Annotated in this window: 13 protein-coding genes and 1 pseudogene; 9 read left to right on the top strand and 5 right to left on the bottom strand. The window is 70.3% G+C overall.

Features of this window, described 5'->3' with window-relative positions:
- Positions 1 to 299: 299 nt before the first annotated feature.
- Positions 300 to 3,707, top strand: coding sequence for a GH92 family glycosyl hydrolase (locus NUT86_RS31010; protein ID WP_274738571.1), 3,408 nt, complete (start codon positions 300 to 302; stop codon positions 3,705 to 3,707).
- Between the two features lie 78 nt (positions 3,708 to 3,785).
- Here NUT86_RS31010 and acnA read toward each other — a convergent pair whose 3' ends face one another.
- A complete protein-coding gene (acnA, locus tag NUT86_RS31005; RefSeq protein WP_018088863.1) occupies positions 3,786 to 6,500 on the bottom strand; it encodes an aconitate hydratase AcnA in 2,715 nt (904 codons plus the stop codon).
- Between the two features lie 278 nt (positions 6,501 to 6,778).
- Positions 6,779 to 7,408 (bottom strand): TetR/AcrR family transcriptional regulator, encoded by a 630-nt coding sequence (locus tag NUT86_RS31000; RefSeq protein WP_274738568.1) that lies wholly within the window; start codon positions 7,406 to 7,408, stop codon positions 6,779 to 6,781.
- Between the two features lie 239 nt (positions 7,409 to 7,647).
- Between NUT86_RS31000 and NUT86_RS30995 the strand changes: the two genes are divergently transcribed.
- The 7 genes from NUT86_RS30995 (at position 7,648) to sigJ (ending at position 13,777) form a co-directional block, all read left to right on the top strand.
- Positions 7,648 to 8,391 (top strand): dienelactone hydrolase family protein, encoded by a 744-nt coding sequence (locus tag NUT86_RS30995; protein ID WP_148589787.1) that lies wholly within the window; start codon positions 7,648 to 7,650, stop codon positions 8,389 to 8,391.
- Between the two features lie 168 nt (positions 8,392 to 8,559).
- A complete protein-coding gene (locus NUT86_RS30990; protein ID WP_148589786.1) occupies positions 8,560 to 9,222 on the top strand; it encodes a HEAT repeat domain-containing protein in 663 nt (220 codons plus the stop codon).
- 6 nt (positions 9,223 to 9,228) lie between these two features.
- Positions 9,229 to 10,338 carry a HEAT repeat domain-containing protein gene (locus NUT86_RS30985; protein WP_274738565.1) on the top strand — a complete coding sequence of 370 codons (1,110 nt, stop codon included), beginning with the start codon at positions 9,229 to 9,231 and terminating at the stop codon, positions 10,336 to 10,338.
- A 7-nt stretch (positions 10,339 to 10,345) separates the two neighbouring features.
- Complete coding sequence (locus tag NUT86_RS30980) at positions 10,346 to 11,506, top strand: GDSL-type esterase/lipase family protein (protein WP_274738563.1); 1,161 nt, start codon at positions 10,346 to 10,348, stop codon at positions 11,504 to 11,506.
- Positions 11,507 to 11,733: 227 nt separating this feature from the next.
- On the top strand, positions 11,734 to 12,327 hold the full coding sequence (locus tag NUT86_RS30975) for a DinB family protein (RefSeq protein ID WP_018088857.1): 594 nt from the start codon (positions 11,734 to 11,736) through the stop codon (positions 12,325 to 12,327).
- Positions 12,328 to 12,353: 26 nt separating this feature from the next.
- Positions 12,354 to 12,761, top strand: coding sequence for a RidA family protein (locus NUT86_RS30970; protein WP_274738561.1), 408 nt, complete (start codon positions 12,354 to 12,356; stop codon positions 12,759 to 12,761).
- 131 nt (positions 12,762 to 12,892) lie between these two features.
- Positions 12,893 to 13,777 (top strand): RNA polymerase sigma factor SigJ, encoded by an 885-nt coding sequence (gene sigJ, locus NUT86_RS30965; RefSeq protein ID WP_018088855.1) that lies wholly within the window; start codon positions 12,893 to 12,895, stop codon positions 13,775 to 13,777.
- Between the two features lie 72 nt (positions 13,778 to 13,849).
- Here the strand turns inward: sigJ and NUT86_RS30960 are convergent.
- Together NUT86_RS30960 and NUT86_RS30955 are read right to left on the bottom strand one after the other, a co-directional pair.
- Positions 13,850 to 14,664 (bottom strand): annotated as a pseudogene (locus NUT86_RS30960) (S16 family serine protease).
- Positions 14,665 to 14,992: 328 nt separating this feature from the next.
- Positions 14,993 to 15,931, bottom strand: coding sequence for a nucleotidyltransferase domain-containing protein (locus tag NUT86_RS30955; RefSeq protein WP_274738559.1), 939 nt, complete (start codon positions 15,929 to 15,931; stop codon positions 14,993 to 14,995).
- A gap of 121 nt (positions 15,932 to 16,052) precedes the next feature.
- Between NUT86_RS30955 and NUT86_RS30950 the strand changes: the two genes are divergently transcribed.
- The gene (locus NUT86_RS30950) at positions 16,053 to 17,372 is read left to right on the top strand and encodes an MFS transporter (RefSeq protein WP_274738558.1); all 1,320 of its coding nucleotides are present in this window, start codon (positions 16,053 to 16,055) and stop codon (positions 17,370 to 17,372) included.
- Positions 17,373 to 17,585: 213 nt separating this feature from the next.
- Here the strand turns inward: NUT86_RS30950 and NUT86_RS30945 are convergent, their stop codons facing one another.
- Positions 17,586 to 17,945 carry a GntR family transcriptional regulator gene (locus NUT86_RS30945; RefSeq protein WP_093648684.1) on the bottom strand — a complete coding sequence of 120 codons (360 nt, stop codon included), beginning with the start codon at positions 17,943 to 17,945 and terminating at the stop codon, positions 17,586 to 17,588.

Raw genomic sequence — 17,945 nt, 5'->3', positions numbered from 1 at the left:
GCCTTCCCCCCGGATCCGCGGCCTGGGTCGTACGGCCGGTCGGACGCGACAGGTATAGTCCACTTCCGGCCGCAGGGGCAAGATCGAATGCAGGGTTGGACGGCAGTCTTTCCCTAGTTGAGACCTCCCCGGTATGCGCGGATTCGCCCGGCCGCCATCCGCCGGACCGCCCGGCGGCACGACCGGCGCACCGATCTCAGCGCCACCCTTGACACCAAAGTCCCCACGCACCTTACTTATCTCTGTTTATCTGGCGTCAGACAACTGACAACGATGTCAATCTCGTTGAGAGGGCTCGCGTGCGGCTCAGACACCGGCACAGTCCACTGCGGGGGATCGCCCGCCCCGCCGCCCTCGCGGCGGCCGCTCTGCTCGTCATCACCGTGCCCGGCCCGGCCCAGGCCGCGCCGCCCCAACCGCCCCAGGGGGCAACGGAGTTCCGCTCCTCGTTCGAATCCGGCGAACCGCAGCCGGACTGGACCGACACCGTCGACACCGGCGCCGACGGAAAGCCCCGGACCTCCGGCGTCACCCCGGAGACCGCCCCGGCGGCACCCGGGATGAACACCGGGACCGACACCGGCCCCCGCGACTCCCCCACCGCCAAGGCCCACGCCGGCTTCACCGGAGGACATGCGCTGCGCTACGCCGGCACCCACACCGCCCCCGGCCGCGGCTACTCGTACAACAAGATCTTCGACGTCAATGTTCCGGTCACCGCGGCCACTTCGCTCTCGTACAAGATCTTCCCCGAGATGGCGAAGAGCGATCCGGCGTACCCGGCGACCCATGCCGCCGTCGATCTGGCCTTCACCGACGGGACGTACCTCAGCGAGCTGTCCGCCGTCGACCAGCACGGCGCGCCGCTGACGCCCCGGGGTCAGGCCGCCTCCAAGACGCTCTACGTCAATCAGTGGAACAACCGGGAAGCGCGGATCGGCGCGGTCGCCGCGGGCAAGACCGTCGACCGGATCCTGGTCGGCTATGACGCACCGGAGGCACCGCGGACCGCAGCGGCCTTCCGCGGCTGGGTCGATGACCTCACCCTCGCGCCCAAGGCACCGGACAAACCGCTCGACCGTCTCTCCGACTACGCCGTCACCACCCGCGGCACGCTCTCCAGCGGCAGTTTCTCGCGCGGCAACACCTTCCCCGCCACCGCCGTCCCCAACGGCTTCAACTTCTGGACCCCGGTCACCAACGCGGGCTCCGCTGACTGGCTCTACGAGTACGCGCGGAAGAACAACGCCGACAACCTCCCCACCCTCCAGGCGTTCAGCGCCAGCCATGAGCCCAGCCCGTGGATGGGCGACCGGCAGACCTTCCAGGTCATGCCGTCCGTCGCGGCCGGCACCCCGGACGCCTCGCGCACCGGCCGTGCGCTGCCGTTCCACCACGCCAACGAGACCGCCAAGCCGCACTACTACGGCGTGACCTTCGACAACAGCCTCAAGACGGAGATCACCCCCACCGATCATGCCGCGCTGATGCGCTTCACCTTCCCCGGCGACCGGGCGAGCCTGATCTTCGACAACGTCAACAACAAGGGCGGGCTCAGCCTGGACACCGGGCGCGGGGTCGTCACCGGCTTCTCGGACGTCAAGAGCGGACTGTCCGTCGGCGCCACCCGGCTGTTCGTCTACGGGGTCTTCGACGCCCCGGTCACCGGCGGCGGCAGGCTCGACGGCGGGGGCGGGAAGGACGTCACCGGCTATCTCCGCTTCCGGCCCGGGGCGGACCGCACGGTGACCATGCGGATCGCGACCTCGCTCGTCAGCGTGGACCAGGCGAAGGCGAATCTGGACCGGGAGATCCCCGACGGCGCGACCTTCGCCGGCGTCAAGGAGCGGGCGCAGTCGCAGTGGGACGACCTGCTGGGCCGGATCGAGGTCGAAGGCGCGAGCCGCGATCAGCTCACCACCCTCTACTCCAACCTCTACCGCCTCTACCTCTACCCCAACTCCGGCTTCGAACAGGTCGGTTCGCGCAGCCGCTACGCCAGCCCGTTCTCGCCGCAGGTCGGCCAGGACACTCCGACGCACACCGGCTCGAAGATCGTCGACGGTGAGGTGTACGTCAACAACGGCTTCTGGGACACCTACCGGACCACCTGGCCCGCCTATTCGCTCCTCACCCCGAAACGCGCGGGGAAAATGGTCGACGGCTTCGTCCAGCAGTACAAGGACGGCGGCTGGATCTCCCGCTGGTCCTCGCCCGGCTATGCGGACCTGATGACCGGGACGAGTTCCGATGTGGCGTTCGCCGACGCCTACGCCAAGGGCGTGGAATTCGACGCCGAGGCGGCCTATGCCGCGGCCGTCAAGAACGCCACCGTCGCCCCGCCGCAGCCCGGGGTCGGCCGCAAGGGCATGGCCACCGCGCCCTTCCTCGGCTATACGAGCACCGATACCCGTGAGGGCATGTCCTGGGCACTGGAGGGCTACCTCAACGACTTCGGTATCGCCCGTATGGGCAAGGCGCTGTACGAGAAGACCAAAAAGCCCCGCTACAAGGAAGAATCGGCCTATTTCCTGAGCCGCGCCCAGAATTACGTCAAGCTCTTCGACCGCAAGGTCGGCTTCTTCCAGGGCAAGGACTCCCAGGGCAACTGGCGGCTGCCGCCCGGCGCGTTCGACCCCCGGGTCTGGGGCCACGACTACACCGAGACCAACGCCTGGACCTTCGCCTTCACCGCGCCGCAGGACACCCGGGGGCTGGCCAACCTCTACGGCGGCCGCGCCGCCCTGGCCAAGAAGCTGGACGCGTACTTCTCCACCCCGGAGACCGCGTCCAAGGAATTCGCCGGTTCCTACGGCGAGGTGATCCATGAAATGACCGAGGCCCGCGACACCCGGATGGGCATGTACGGGCACAGCAATCAGCCCTCGCATCACATCGCCTATGTCTATGACGCGGCCGGCCGGCCCTGGAAGGCCCAGGAGAAGGTCCGCGAGGCGATGTCCCGGCTCTACCTCGGCAGCGAGATCGGCCAGGGATACCCGGGCGACGAGGACAACGGTGAGATGTCCGCGTGGTACGTCTTCAGCTCGCTCGGCTTCTATCCGCTGGTGATGGGCCAGGGCGAATACGCGGTGGGCTCCCCCCTCTTCACCAAGGCCACGGTCCACCTGGAGAACGGCCGCGATCTCACCGTCAACGCCCCGCGCAACAACGCGCGCAATGTCTATGTCCAAGGCCTCCGGGTGAACGGCAAACCCTGGAATTCCACCGCACTTCCGCACCGGCTCCTCGCCCGCGGCGGCACGCTGGACTTCACCATGGGCGACCGGCCGTCCGCCTGGGGCACCGGAGAGCACGCGGCCCCGACGTCCCTCACCAAGGACGACAAGGTGCCCACACCGCCGGCCGATGTGACCGATCCGGCGACCGGCCCGCTCTTCGACAACACCTCCGGCAGCTCGGCCGCACTGACCGGCGCCCCGGTGGACCTCGCCCGCCCCGCGCGGGTGACGTCGTACACCCTCACCTCGGCGGACGGTGCCACCGCACCGGCCGGCTGGACGCTGGAGGGCTCCCCGGACGGGCAGCGGTGGACACGGCTGGACCACCGCGACGGGGAATCCTTCACCTGGGATCACCAGACCCGCGTCTTCGGCATCAGCGACCCGGGCAGCTACCTGCACTACCGGCTGGTGCCCGACGGCCCGGGCACCCTCGCCGAGATCGAGCTGCTCGGGGCGCCCTGACCCCGTCGCCCCGTGACGACGGACGGGCCGCACCCCCTCGACCGAGGGAGTGCGGCCCGTCCTGGTGCCCTGGGGGACTTACTTGCGGATCAGCGAGCGCAGCACGTACTGCATGATGCCGCCGTTGCGGTAGTAGTCCGCCTCGCCGGGGGTGTCGATGCGGACGACCGCGTCGAACTCGACACCGCTGTCCGTGGTCACCTTGACGGTGCGCGGCGTGGTGCCGTCGTTCAGCTCGGTCACGCCGGAGAAGGAGAAGCTCTCCTCGCCGGTCAGGCCGAGGGACTCGGCGGACGCGCCCTCCGGGAACTGCAGCGGCAGGACGCCCATGCCGATGAGGTTCGAGCGGTGGATGCGCTCGTAGGACTCGGCGATGACGGCCTTGACGCCGAGCAGCGCGGTGCCCTTGGCCGCCCAGTCACGGGACGAGCCGGAGCCGTACTCCTTGCCGGCCAGGATGACCAGCGGGGTGCCGGCGGCCTGGTAGTTCTGCGAGGCGTCGTAGATGAACGACACCGGACCGCCGTCCTGGGTGAAGTCGCGGGTGTAGCCGCCCTCGGTGCCCGGCGCGATCTGGTTGCGCAGGCGGATGTTGGCGAAGGTGCCGCGGATCATGACCTCGTGGTTACCACGGCGCGAGCCGTAGGAGTTGAAGTCACGACGCTCGACGCCGTGCTCGGTGAGGTACTGGCCGGCGGGGGTGTCGGCCTTGATCGCACCGGCCGGGGAGATGTGGTCGGTGGTGACCGAGTCGCCCAGCTTGGCCAGCACCCGGGCGCCGGTGATGTCGGAGACCGGGGTGGTCTCCATCGTCATGCCCTCGAAGTACGGGGGCTTGCGCACGTAGGTGGACTGCGGGTCCCACTCGAAGGTGTTGCCGGTCGGGATCGACAGCGCCTGCCACTGGGCGTCGCCCGCGAAGACGTCCTGGTAGGACTTGTTGAACATGTCCTCGCCGATGGCGTTGGCCACGACGTCGTTGACCTCGGCCTCGGAGGGCCAGATGTCCTTGAGGTAGACCGGGTTGCCCTCGGTGTCGGTGCCCAGGGCGTCCTCGGTGATGTTCACCTTCATGGAACCCGCGAGGGCGTACGCGACGACCAGCGGCGGGGACGCCAGGTAGTTCATCTTGACGTCGGGGTTGATCCGGCCCTCGAAGTTGCGGTTGCCGGAGAGCACCGAGGTGACGGCCAGGTCGTGCTCGTTGACGGCCTTGGAGACCTCCTCCGGCAGCGGGCCGGAGTTGCCGATGCAGGTGGTGCAGCCGTAGCCGACGAGGTTGAAGCCGACCTTGTCGAGGTACGGGGTCAGACCGGCCTTGTCGAAGTAGTCGGTGACGACCTTCGAGCCCGGGGCGAGGGTGGTCTTGACCCACGGCTTGCGGGTCAGGCCCTTCTCCACGGCCTTCTTCGCGACCAGCGCGGCGGCGACCATGACGTACGGGTTCGAGGTGTTGGTGCAGGAGGTGATGGCCGCGACCGTCACCGCACCGTGGTCGATCTCGTAGGTCGAGCCGTCGGGGGCGGTGACCGTGGTCGGGCGGGTCGGCACGCCGTCGGTGGCGGCCGGGGAGTCGGAGGCCGGGAAGGACTCCTGGCCTGCCTCGTCGGCGTCGGAGACGTAGTTAAGGACGTCGCGCTCGAACTGCGTGGCGGCCTCGGCGAGGACGATGCGGTCCTGCGGGCGCTTGGGACCGGCGATCGACGGGACGACCGTCGACAGGTCCAGCTCCAGCTTCTCGGAGAAGTCGGGCTCGGCGGCCGGGTCGAGCCAGAGGCCCTGCTCCTTGGCGTACGCCTCGACGAGCGCGAGCTGCTGCTCGCTGCGGCCGGTCAGCTTCAGGTACTTGATGGTCTCGTCGTCGATCGGGAAGATCGCGGCGGTGGAGCCGAACTCCGGCGACATGTTGCCGATGGTGGCGCGGTTGGCCAGCGAGGTGGCGGCGACGCCCTCACCGTAGAACTCGACGAACTTGCCGACGACGCCGTGCTTGCGCAGCATCTCGGTGATGGTCAGCACGAGGTCGGTGGCGGTGGTGCCGGGCTTGAGCTCACCGGTCAGCTTGAAGCCGACGACGCGCGGGATGAGCATGGAGACCGGCTGGCCGAGCATCGCGGCCTCGGCCTCGATGCCGCCGACGCCCCAGCCCAGCACACCGAGGCCGTTGACCATGGTGGTGTGCGAGTCGGTGCCGACGAGGGTGTCGGGGTAGGCCTGGCCGTTGCGGACCATGACCGTACGGGCCAGGTGCTCGATGTTGACCTGGTGCACGATGCCGGTGCCGGGCGGGACGACCTTGAACTCGTCGAAGGCGGTCTGGCCCCAGCGCAGGAACTGGTAACGCTCCTTGTTGCGGCCGTACTCCAGCTCCACGTTCTGGCCGAAGGCGTCCTTCGTGCCGAACTTGTCGGCGATGACGGAGTGGTCGATGACCAGCTCGGCCGGCGCCAGCGGGTTGATCTTCGCCGGGTCGCCGCCGAGCTCCTTGACGGCCTCACGCATGGTGGCGAGGTCGACCACACAGGGCACGCCGGTGAAGTCCTGCATGATCACGCGGGCCGGCGTGAACTGGATCTCCTGGCTGGGCTGGGCCTGCGAGTCCCAGCCGCCGAGCGCCCGGATGTGGTCGGCGGTGATGTTCGCGCCGTCCTCAGTGCGGAGCAGGTTCTCCAGCAGCACCTTCAGGCTGTACGGAAGACGGGCGGACCCCTCGACCTTGTCCAGCTTGAAGATCTCGTACGACTCGTCGCCCACCTGCAGCGTGCTGCGGGCGTCGAAGCTGTTCGCCGACACGACAGTCTCCTTCATGCATGAATTCGCGCGTACCACCGCAATGCTGCCGTCACCGTCCTTGCCCCATCCGCTAAGGTGGGCCTAAGTTAGGTATGCCTTAGTTGCGCGGCAGCGGTACGCCTCTCGGCAGATATCTCGATGTCGAGATAACTCTAGTACATCGTTGCGGCCTGGTCATGCCCTGACCGGGATGACCGCGCTCACTACCGGGCCGTCGATCACACCCCGGGCGCGGAAGGTACTGCCGCGCCGAAGGATGCGCTCGACGCGAGGACGCATCACCGCGGCGCGTATCCCTGCAGGAAGGCCCGTACGCCCGACTCGATGATCGTGCCCTCCGCCTCCTCCGAGAGCGGCAACGCCCCGTGGAAGCTCCGGTCGTCGATCTCGGCCACCGTGAGCAGCAGCAAATGGCGGGCCGCCCGCGCCGGATCGTCCGCCGCGAGCAGCCCGTCGGCGGCCAGCCGCTCGAACCGCTCGGCCACCGCCTCGGCCGCTCGCTGCGGTCCGCTGCGCCGCCAGGCCGTGAGGAACTCCTCCGGCACATGGGCACTCTCGACCCGCATCTGCCGGACGACCGCGAAGTGATCGGAGAACCGGTGCAACGGGGCGACCCAGGCCCGTACGAACTCGACGAGGTCCTGCTCCAGGTCGGCCGCGGTCACCTTGTGCAGCCGTCGGTCGATCGCGTCGAGACGCGCCTCGACGACCGTTTCCGAGCCCTCGACCACCACGGCCCGGAAGAGCTGGGCCTTGCCGTCGGGGAAGTGGTTGTAGATCGTGCGGGTGGAGACCACGGCCTCCTTGGCGATCGAATCGATACTCGTGCGCGTATAGCCGTCACGCCCGAAGACCTTGCGCGCGCCCCGCACGATGGCCGCCCGCTTCTCCGCCATGCCCTGCCTCATGGGTGACTTCCCTCTCTGCCGCTGCCGCCCTGGTCAAGGTATCCGCCCGAAGAAAAAGTACAACGGGCGTTGCATTCACTGCCATACACGTTGTACTTTACTCTGCGTGACGAAGTGCGCGGGCACCGAGGCCGAGGAGCCGGCGGACAGCCGTCGCCGCTGAGAATGATCAACGGGGTGACCTCACCCCTGGCAGGGGCTGTGCACCGGCATCAGCCCAAGGAAAAGAGAGGAAGAGCTTGCCCACCAAGACACTGCAGATTCCCACCGCGGACGGCCGGGCCGACGCCTTCGCCGTCTTCCCCGACCACGGCGAGCGGCACCCAGGGGTGCTGATGTACGCGGACGCCTTCGGCATCCGGCCCGTGCTGCGGGAGATGGCCCGCGAGCTGGCCGAGCACGGGTATTACGTACTCGTCCCCAACTTCTTCTACCGGCACGGCCCGGCACCGCTGATCGAACTTCCCGAGTACATCGGAGAAGAGGTCCGGCCCGCGGTCGTCGACAAGCTGATGCCCTTGATCGAGGCACACACCGCCGAACGTGTGCTGAGCGACGCCGACGCCTACCTCAGGTTCCTCACCAGCCGGCCCGAGGTCGGCGACGGACCGGTCGCGGTGACCGGCTACTGCATAGGCGGCCTGCTGGCGATGCGCACCGCGGCGGCCCACCCCGGCCTGGTGGCGGCCGTCGCCAACTTCCACGGCCCCGTGGGCGCCGACGGGCCCGACAGCCACCGTCTCCTCTCCAAGCTCACCGCCCAGGTCCACCTCGGCCACGCCGAAACCGATATGACGCCCGAGGCCCTCGGCGAGCTCAACCAGGCCCTGGACGCGGCGGGTGTCGACTACACCTCCGAGATCTACCCCGGCACCCTCCACGGCTTCACCATGTCCGACACCGACGCCTTCAACCCCGCCGCGCTGCAGCACCACTGGGACCGCCTGCTCCCCCTCCTCAACCGCACCCTGACCAACAACTGAGGCTCCGGCTCGGAACTCAAGCCTGAAAGGACACGGCTCCGGAGTGCTCGGCGCACACGCCGGCCGCACCGTAACGGCCTGCTCCTGGTGAGCTCGCGGCCTGGCTCCGCTTGACCTTGACACCGTGACAAGGTCTTCACTGGCGTCAAGGAGGTGGTCCGGACGACCATGCAGAAACAGGACACGGACACGACGCGAGCTCTCCAGGGGCTGGAGGACAACCGCTCGTCGGTGCGGCTGCGGGCAGCGCTTGCGGTCGGCACGACCCCTGACCCACGGTTCATCGACAAACTCATCGAACGATGCGCGAGCGAGCCCGAGTTCTACGTGCGCGAAATGCTGACATGGGCACTCACCCGCCACTCACCCTCAATGACGGTTCCGGAGCTTCTCCATGAAGTCCGCTCGGAGCGTGCGCAGGCACGGAGTCAGGCGTTGCACACGCTGTCCAAGATCGGGGACCGGCAGGCCTGGCCGGCGATCACCCGGGCACTGCTGTCCGACGCCGACGAGGAGGTGGCGCGGAGCGCTTGGCGGGCAGCGGTCGTGCTCGTGCCCGAAGGTGAAGAGGCCGAGTTGGCCGCAGTGTTGACGACACAGCTCGGGCGCGGCGAACGGGAGACGCAACTGAGCCTCAGCCGGGCGCTGATCGCGCTCGGAGAGGTGATGTTGCCGGCTCTGCGCCCGGCGATGACGGATGTCGACCCTCGTGTGCGGGCACACGCGATCGCCACGGAACGGCTGTTGCGCGATCCGGATGCGGGTTTCGAGTTCGCGATCGAAGAGGCGAAGCGCGTCGTGGCCCTCGGCAGGACCGGCCAGGAGGAGTGAGAGGCAGTGTTGATCGGTGAGGTGGCACGACGGTCGGGGGTCAGCGCCCGCATGCTCAGGCATTACGACTCGCTCGGCCTCGTGCGGCCCACGGGACGTACCGACGGTGGCTATCGCGAGTACTCCGGCGAGGACATCCGGCGGATCTTCCATATCGAGAGCCTGCGGTCCTTGGGGCTGTCGCTGCGTGACGTCAGCCGCGCGCTCGATGATCCCGGCTTCACGCCATCGGAGCTCGTCGACGACCTCATCCGCCAGACGCGAGAACGCATCGCAGGGGAAACGGAGTTGCTCACACGACTTCGCCGGATCGGTACCGCGGAACCCGACGGCTGGGAGGACGTCCTCCAGATCGTTGCCCTCCTCCAGGCGTTGGGGTCGAAGAGCGCCGGGACGCGCCAGCGCGCGGCCTTGTCCTCAGTGGAAGAGGTGGGGGTGCCAGTGGAGGCACTGGTCGAGGCAGCGCTGAACGAGACGGACGAGAACGTCGCCGGAGCACTTCGATGGGCTCTGGCGCAGTCGGGCGAGGGCGCACCGGCGCTGCTGGCGGAGGGCCTCGGCTCACCGGTGGCCGAGGTACGGAAACGTGCCGTCCGCTCCCTCGCTGAGATGCCGAACGGTGAGGCGACCGCGCTGCTGCAGGACGCCCTCGCGAACCCCGACCTCGTGGTCCGCAGGTATGCAGCGCTGGCGCTCGGGGCACGTGGAGTGGCCGATGCGGTCCCGACGCTCGTCGATATGGTCGTCGAGGACTCGAATGACGTCGACGCAGCCGATGCGCTGAGCACCCTGGCGAGCGATCCCGCGTTGGCGGAGCAGATCGCCACCGGGCTCATTGATTGCCTTGCCCGCACCACCCTTGAATCGTCTGCCCGGCGACGGCTGACACAGGCGCTCGCGGACATCCCGGGAAGCACCACGTCACGTGCCCTCGCGGAGCTGTCCCATGACGAAGACCGTGTCGTTGCGCTGACTGCGGCCTACATTCTCGGGATACGCGAGTCTCATCGACGCGGCCACCACACACGATCGAAGGTTGCTGCGGGTCGTGAGGGACCGGCGGCCGGCGCCGCACATCCGGAGCTTGGAGTGCGGGACACGGGACGGGAGAGGTGAGGTGACGATGAAGGCGGTTCAGCTGGTGGGCGGGCCCGTGGAGTTACGGGGTGCGCTGGACCTGGAGGTCACGGAGGCGGGGGTGATGCCGCGCCGGTTGCCCGCGTGGACCAAGGAGCAGTACCAGGACCCGTCGGTCCACGGGGTGACCGTGATGCCTTCGGGCGTGCGGCTGGTGTTCCGTACCGATGCGCGCGAGCTGGAGTTCGAGGTGCTGACCTCCACGGGGCAGCTCGCCACCGACCCCCGGCCCCGCCCGACCGGGATGCTGGAACTGCTGGTGGACGGCGCCCCGGCCGGGCGACGGCAAGCGCCGGTGGGCAATGTGCTGCTGATGGCGGGCCCCGGGACCGTACAGCGAGTGATCCCGGGCGAGCCGGGGACCGTACGGTTCGCCGGGCTGCCGGCCGGGATGAAGCAGATCGAGCTGTGGCTGCCGCAGCAGACCCCCACGGAGCTGGTGGCACTGCGCGCCGACGGCGAGGTGCTGGCGCCGCTGCCGGACGGGCGGCGCCACTGGGTGCACCACGGCAGTTCCATCAGCCACTGCCTCGAGGCGGACGGCCCGACCGGCACCTGGCCGGTGGTGGCGGCCGCGCTCGGGGGCGTGGAGGTGATCAACCTCAGCCAGGCGGGCAACGCGCTGCTGGATCCCTATGTGGCCCGGACGATCCGCGATATGCCCGCCGATCTGATCAGCCTCAAGGCCGGCATCAACATCGTGAGCCTGGCCGCCTTCCGGCTGCGGACGTTCGGCCCGGCGGTACACGGATTCCTGGACACGATCCGGGACGGGCACCCGGACACCCCGCTGCTCCTGATGTCCCCGGTGAGCTGTCCGGCCCTTGAGGAGACGCCCGGTCCGACCGCGACGGGCCCGGACGGAAAGCTCACCGCCCTGGGCGACCCTGCCGAGGTGGCCGGTGGGGCGTTGTCGCTGACGGTGGTCCGCGCCGAACTGGCCCGGATCGTGGCGGCCCGGCAGACACACGATCCCCACCTGCACTATCTCGACGGACGCGAACTGCTCGGCCCCGACGAGACGGATGACCTGACCGACGGCCTGCACCCCGGCGCCGCCGCGTACCGCCGGATGGGCAGACGCTTCGCCGCCCATGCCTTCGGGGACGAGGGTCCCTTTCACGGAAGCGGTGCCGAACCCGGGTGACTTGCGCGGGCCACCCGGGTGCCTGGGAACCCGGGCACCGGGGACATGGCACCGGCGACATGGCGCCGGTCTCAAGTGGCCCGTCCGATGCGGTCGTTGCGTCACCTGACCCGGTTCGCCGCGGGCGGGGACAAAACGGCGGGGACAAACAACAGGGACAAGCAGCAGGGACAAGCAGCAGGGACAAAAACGGTGGACAGAGATCATGCGAACCGCAGACTTGGCACATGACCGCATCGGGCCCCAAGGCCGACCTTCACCGCTACCTGCAGTCCGCCCGCGATGCCCTGCTGTGGAAGCTCGAAGGGCTTTCGGAGTACGACATCCGCCGCCCGCTGACGCCGACCGGCACCAACCTCCTGGGCATGGTGAAACACGTGGCGAGTGTGGAGCTGGGCTACCTCGGCGACACCTTCGGACGGCCGTCCGGCGAGCCGCTGCCCTGGCTCGAAGACGGCGCTGAGCTCAACGCGGACATGTGGGCCACCGCCGACGAGTCACGCGAGCAGATGGTGGGGCTCTACCGCCGGGCGTGGGCACACGCGGACGCGACGATCGACGCACTGGCGCTGGACACCATCGGCAGGGTGCCGTGGTGGCCGAGCGACAAGAACGAGGTGACGTTGCATCATGCCGTGGTGCGCGTGATCGCCGATACCCACCGGCACGCGGGACACGCCGATGTCCTCCGGGAACTCATGGACGGCGCCGTGGGGATGAACAAGGGCAAAGACGACATGCCGCCAGTCGACTCGGCGTGGTGGGAGAACTACCGCAGCCGGCTGGAGCGTGCGGCGCGGGAAGCCGACCGAGGGGCGTAACTCCGGGCCGGAGGGTAGCGCCGAGGGTGGCGTTCACCGGAACCACGGTCGCTGTATCGGGACAGGTCCCGGTGGACGGCGACGGCCGCCTCGTCGGTGAAGGGGACGCCGAGGCGCAGGTCCGCCAGGTCTACGCGAATCTGGCCACCGCGCTGGAGGCGGCGTCCTGCACCCTGGACGATGTGGTCAAGCTGACGGTCTATCTGACCGATCTGGCAGACCTGCCCGCGTTCCGCCGCGTACGGGACGAGCACCAGGACGCGCGGCGCCCACCGGCCTGCTCGCTGGTCCAGGTCGCCGGCCTGGTCCAGCCCGGCTTCCGGGTCGAGATCGAGGCGCTGGCCGTCCGCCCGGCGCCGGCGGAATCCAACGACCGGCGAGACCCAACGACCGGTGAGACCCGCCAACCGGTGAGACCCGCCACTTGCCTGTGAGACCGGGCCTGTGAGAGCGGACAACGGGCGGGGCGCAACTCGCACACCCTCACCGGGGCTCCCCCGTGTCACGTTCGGCCCGTGACATCCGTCAGTGCGGTGACGGACACCGACGGGGAGGAATGAGGCCCATGAACGACCACGAGTGGCTGGCGGAACGCTTCGAGGAGAACCGCAGGCATCTGCGGGCGGTGGCCTACCGCATGCTCGGCTCGCTGAGCGAGGCGGACGACGCCGTCCAGGAGGCCTGGCTGCGGCTGAGCCGGTCCGGTGCGGACGACGTGGAGAACCTCGGCGGATGGCTAACGACGGTCGTCGGGCGGGTGTGCCTGGACCAGCTGCGGATGCGCAAGGCCCGCCGGGAGGACTCTCTGGAGGTGCATGTCCCCGAACCCCTCGTGAGCCGTCCGGACGCCCTCGACCCGGAACAAGAGGCACTGCTGGCCGACTCGGTCGGACTCGCGCTGCTCGTCGTCCTGGAAACCCTCACCCCCGTCGAGCGGCTGGCGTTCGTCCTGCACGACATGTTCGCGGTGCCCTTCGACGAGGTCGCGCCGCTCGTCGACCGCACCCCCGCCGCCGCGCGGCAGCTCGCCAGCCGCGCCCGCCGCCGTGTCCAGGGCGCCGCCCCGGCACCGGACACCGATCTCGCGCGCCAGCGGGAGGTGGTCGATGCCTTCCTCGCCGCCTCGCGCGGCGGTGACTTCGAGGGGCTGCTCGCGGTCCTCGACCCGGATGTCGTGCTGCGCGCCGACGCCGGTGGTACGCCCGAGGGACTGTCGAAGCTGGTCCGCGGAGCGCGCGCGGTCGTCGAGCAGGCGCTCACCTTCTCCCGGTTCGCCCCGTTCGCCCGCCCGGCACTGGTCAACGGCACCCCGGGGCTCGTCACGGCGCAAGGCGGGCAGCCGCTGTCCGTCCTGGGCTTCACCATCGCCCACGGGAAGATCGTCGAGATCAATATCCTCGCCGACCTCGCGCGGCTGAGCCGGCTGGATCTGTCGATCCTCGACGACTGACGGAGCGGGACCGGGGCGGGGCGGGCGAACCGGTCGGAGGGCGAGCGGGGCCGGGCGGCGGGGCGGCCGGGTTCAGCAGCCGGGGACCGGGCCGCCCTTCGCCAGTGCGCGCAACGCCTGCACCGCGCCCTTGAGGTTGCTGACGGGGACCAGCCGCAGCCCCTCCGGCGCGGGCCGCACCTGCGCGCACTCCGCCTTCGGTACGAGGAAGACGCTCGCCCCGTCGCGGCGGGCCGCCTGCATCTTGAGCGGCGCCCCGCCGACCGCGCCCACCGTTCCGTCGGCGTCAATCGTCCCCGTGCCGGCGATGGTGCGGCCGCCGGTGAGATCGCCGCCGCTGCCGTCGCCCACCAGCTTGTCGACGATGCCGAGCGAGAACATCAGTCCGGCGCTGGGCCCGCCCACATCGTCGAGCCGCAGCCGCACCTTCACCCGGTCCGGGTCCCGGTGCAGAAAGCGGAGCGCGGCCGTGGTCGCGTCCCGCTGCGAGGACTTCATCTCCGCGACATTGTGCTGCGCGATCTCCGCATCGGACATGCCGGAGGGAAAGACCGCCTCCAGGGGCATCACCGCACGGTCCTTGCGGAACCACCCCTCGATTCCGCCCCCACGCGGATACCGGCGTCCGGCGCGGTCGCCTGGATCGCCACCATCCGCAGCTGCCCGGAGGTCTTGCGCACCGCGGCACCGCTCGGCGAGATGACCTCCCCGCCGCCGTGCGTACCCAGCACATCCGTGGTCTGGCCCGGCCGCGCCACCGAGTACGGCAGCGGCGCGAACCCCGCAACGGCCAGCAGCGCCACGACAGGCACAGCGCCGAACACGAGGGCACGGGGGCGCGAGAGGGTGCGGCGGCGGGCCGGGGTTCCGGTGCGGGAGGGGCGCAGGGTCGTCACCCCGCAAATCTAGGGCAGGGCAATTGTCCGGCTTCATCCGACCCGGCACGACTGCCTTGAGGGGGTGCCGGGGTCCGGCTGACCTATCTTCCGGCACCACACGGCGAGTTCACGTCGTACCGGTCGAATTGCCGGTCGTGCGTCACCCGTTGAGGGTCAGGCGCACCACAGACGGGCGAGCGGACCCGCCACCGCCTCCGTACGCGTACGCCACTCCCCCGGTTGCCGTACACGCGCCGAAGGGCCGTACACGAGTGGCCCGTTGGAGCGGGCGGCGGTCAGCGCACACCGGACACCGGACCGGGCTTTCGGACGACGGTCAGCCGGGTGGGGCCGGAAAGGTGTGGCCGTACGTCGCCAGGGTGCGGTCGATGGCCGGGCCGAGGAACGCCCGGGTCAGGTCGGCGCGGCGGCCGAGCCGGTCGGAGGGGCGAGCGGGGCCGGGCGGAGGGGGCGGTGCCGCGGGCCCGTAGCGGCGGTGCCGGATGTCGGCGATGACCTCGTCCGGGGCGCCGAGTTCACCGAGGACGGCCAGCGCCTCGCCCTTGCTGATGAGCGTGCCGTCGCGGAGGGTCACCGTGGCGCGGGCCAGGGTCAGCATGCCGAGGTCGACCCAGATGTCCTGGAGCCACTCTTCCGGCTCGTCCAGGGCGGGCCGCCAGAATTCCCGCAGGTCGGTGCGGATGAACGTGGCGAGCTCCGCGTCGGTCACCGGCGGGAGGAGGGTAGTGGGGGCGTCACCGTACAGGACGCGTCCGAACGTGTGGAGTTCGCGTCGGGTGACCGGAGTGACCGTGCGGCGCTTGAGTTCCCGGTGGGCCCAGGTGAGGTGGATATGTGCGGGGTCGGCCGTCTCGTCGGCCGCCAAGTAGCTGCAGTGCAGCTTCGCGGCGAGGGGGTCGGTACGGTCCAGGGTCGCGTGCAGCTCGCCCAGTTGCCGTTCCTCCTCCGGCGTACACGGGCGGTCGACGATCGCGATCAGGTCGAGGTCACTGCGGCCCTGCTGGTAGTCGCCGCCTGCGAGGGAGCCGTGTGCCCAGAGCGCCCTGAGCGGGAGCCGGGGCCGGAGGGCGGCCAGAAAGCGGTCCAGGAGATGGGCCGTTGCCCGGTCGGTGGCCGGCCGGACAGGGGTGACTCGGTCAGGGGGGACTCCGTCAGGGGTGGTCCGGTCAGCAGGGTTCCGTTCGCCGGTGGCTTCGGCGGCCGCCCCGGGCGGGGCGGGCTCGGGGAGCGGGGCGGGTCCAGGGGTGGAGGTCATGACCGCAGTCTGGCCCTGACAAGGAGGCGGCGGCAGGAGGGCGGCCCCGTGCACCGCACATTCCCGGCCGATGTACGGAGTTCCGCGCGCGGCACGGACATCCGGCTCCTACGCTGACGCCGTGACGGCCACTCCGGAACCCGCGCCCGCCTGCCCGTCCCCGCCCGCCGCCACCGCCCCGCCATCTGCCGACCCGCCTCTCTGGCGTGACCGGCGGTTCGTCCTGCTGGCTGCCGCCCGCATAATCTCGGTCCTCGGGAACGGCTTCGCCCGGGTGGCGCTGTCCTTCGCGGTGCTGGCGCTGCCGGGGGCGGGTCCCGGGCAGCTGTCGCTGGTGCTGGCCTGTCAGGCGGTGCCCCAGCTGGTGTTCATCCTCGCCGGCGGGGTGATGGCGGACCGGATGTCGCGCTCCCGGCTGATGATCGTCACCGATCTCGTCGGCGCCGCCGCCTACGCCGGTCTCGCCGCCATGGCGCTGACCGGGCATGCCCCGTTGATGGCGCTCTGCGCACTGGCGGCGCTGGCGGGAACGGCCACCGCGCTGTTCTCCCCCGCGATGGACGGCGTCATTCCGCTGCTCGTCCCCGCCGGACGGCTGCAGCAGGCGAACGGGCTGCTGCGGGTCGGTATGAACAGCTCGATGCTGCTGGGGCTCGCACTGTCCGGTGTGGCCGTCGCCGTCGTCGGCGCGGGCTGGGCCCTGGCGCTCAATGCCGTGTCGTTCGTGGTGAGCGCGCTGCTGGTCCGGGGCCTCCGGCTGCCCGCGCGGGCCCGTACGGGGTCCTCGGGGTGGGCCGATCTGCGGGACGGCTGGCGGGAGTTCGCCGGACGGCAGTGGCTGTGGGTGGTCGTCGCGCAGTACTCGGTCGTCGTCGCCGCGCTCAATGCCAATGCCGGAGTGCTGGGGCCGCTGGTGGCCGAGAACGAACTGGGCGGGGCACGCTCCTGGTCACTGATCGTCGCCGCGCAGGCGCTGGGCACCATCACGGGCGCCGGGCTGGCCGCCCGTATCCGGGTGCGCCGGCCGGTGCTGATCGCGGTGCTGGCCACCTTCCCGCTGGCCCTCCCGATCGCGCTGCTCGCCGTGCGGGCGCCGGTGCCGTGGATCGCGCTGGCCATGTTCGGTTCGGGTATCGCCGCCGACATCTTCGGTGTGCTGTGGGCGACCACCATCCAGCGCGAGGTCCCGGTGGCGGCGCTGTCCCGCGTCAGCTCGTACGACTGGTTCGGCTCACTGGCCTTCGCGCCGCTCGGCCTGCTGATCGCCGGGCCGGTCGCGGCACGGACCGGCGTCGGCCCCGCCCTCGCCGGCTGCGCCGCCCTGATCGTCCTCGCCTCGGCTGCCGCCCTGCTCTCCCCCCAGGTACGCGGCCTACGCGCACCGGGGCCGGCGCCGACGGGCGAGGAGAGGGACGAGTGCGAAGCCGAGCGACCCCGCTGAAGTCCGGTGCGGGGAGGGGGGCGTCCCCAAGGGCGCAGGTATCCGCGCGACCAGCCACGACGCAGCCACAGCCGCAGCCACAGCCACATGACGCCACCTCTCGGCACTTCCCACGAAGCACTCGGCAGGGCGGAGGAGCCTCGGCAATGCGGAGGAGCCTCAGCAGCGCGGCGGAGCCTCGACGGTGAGGTAGGTGACATTGCCCGCTTCGCCTTACCGTCCCGCGAGCCCCACCCGTACCACCGTCACGATCTCCTCGTCGGAGAGCCCCAGCTTGCGGGCCTCGGCGATCAGCCGCTCCGCGGTTTCCCCGAGGCGGGCGCGGGCGGGGGCGGCCCCACCGATGACCACCGCACCTCGGCCACGGCGGAGTTCAATCAGCCCCTCCTCCTTGAGGCGCTGATAGCCGCGCAGCACGGTATGGACGTTCACGCCGAGGGACGCGGCGAGCTCGCGGGCGGCCGGCAGCCGCTCCCCGGTGTCCACCGTGCCGTCGGCGATGGCGCCGCGGACCGAGGCCGCGATCTGGTCGCCGAGCGGGACGGACGACCCGGGGTCGACCCGGAAGAGCAC

The sequence above is a fragment of the Streptomyces sp. G7(2002) genome (assembly GCF_028870195.1).
Classification (GTDB): Bacteria; Actinomycetota; Actinomycetes; order Streptomycetales; family Streptomycetaceae; genus Streptomyces; species Streptomyces nigrescens.
The sequence above is the reverse complement of the archived record's forward strand: the minus strand, read 5'-3'. Positions and strand labels throughout refer to the sequence as shown.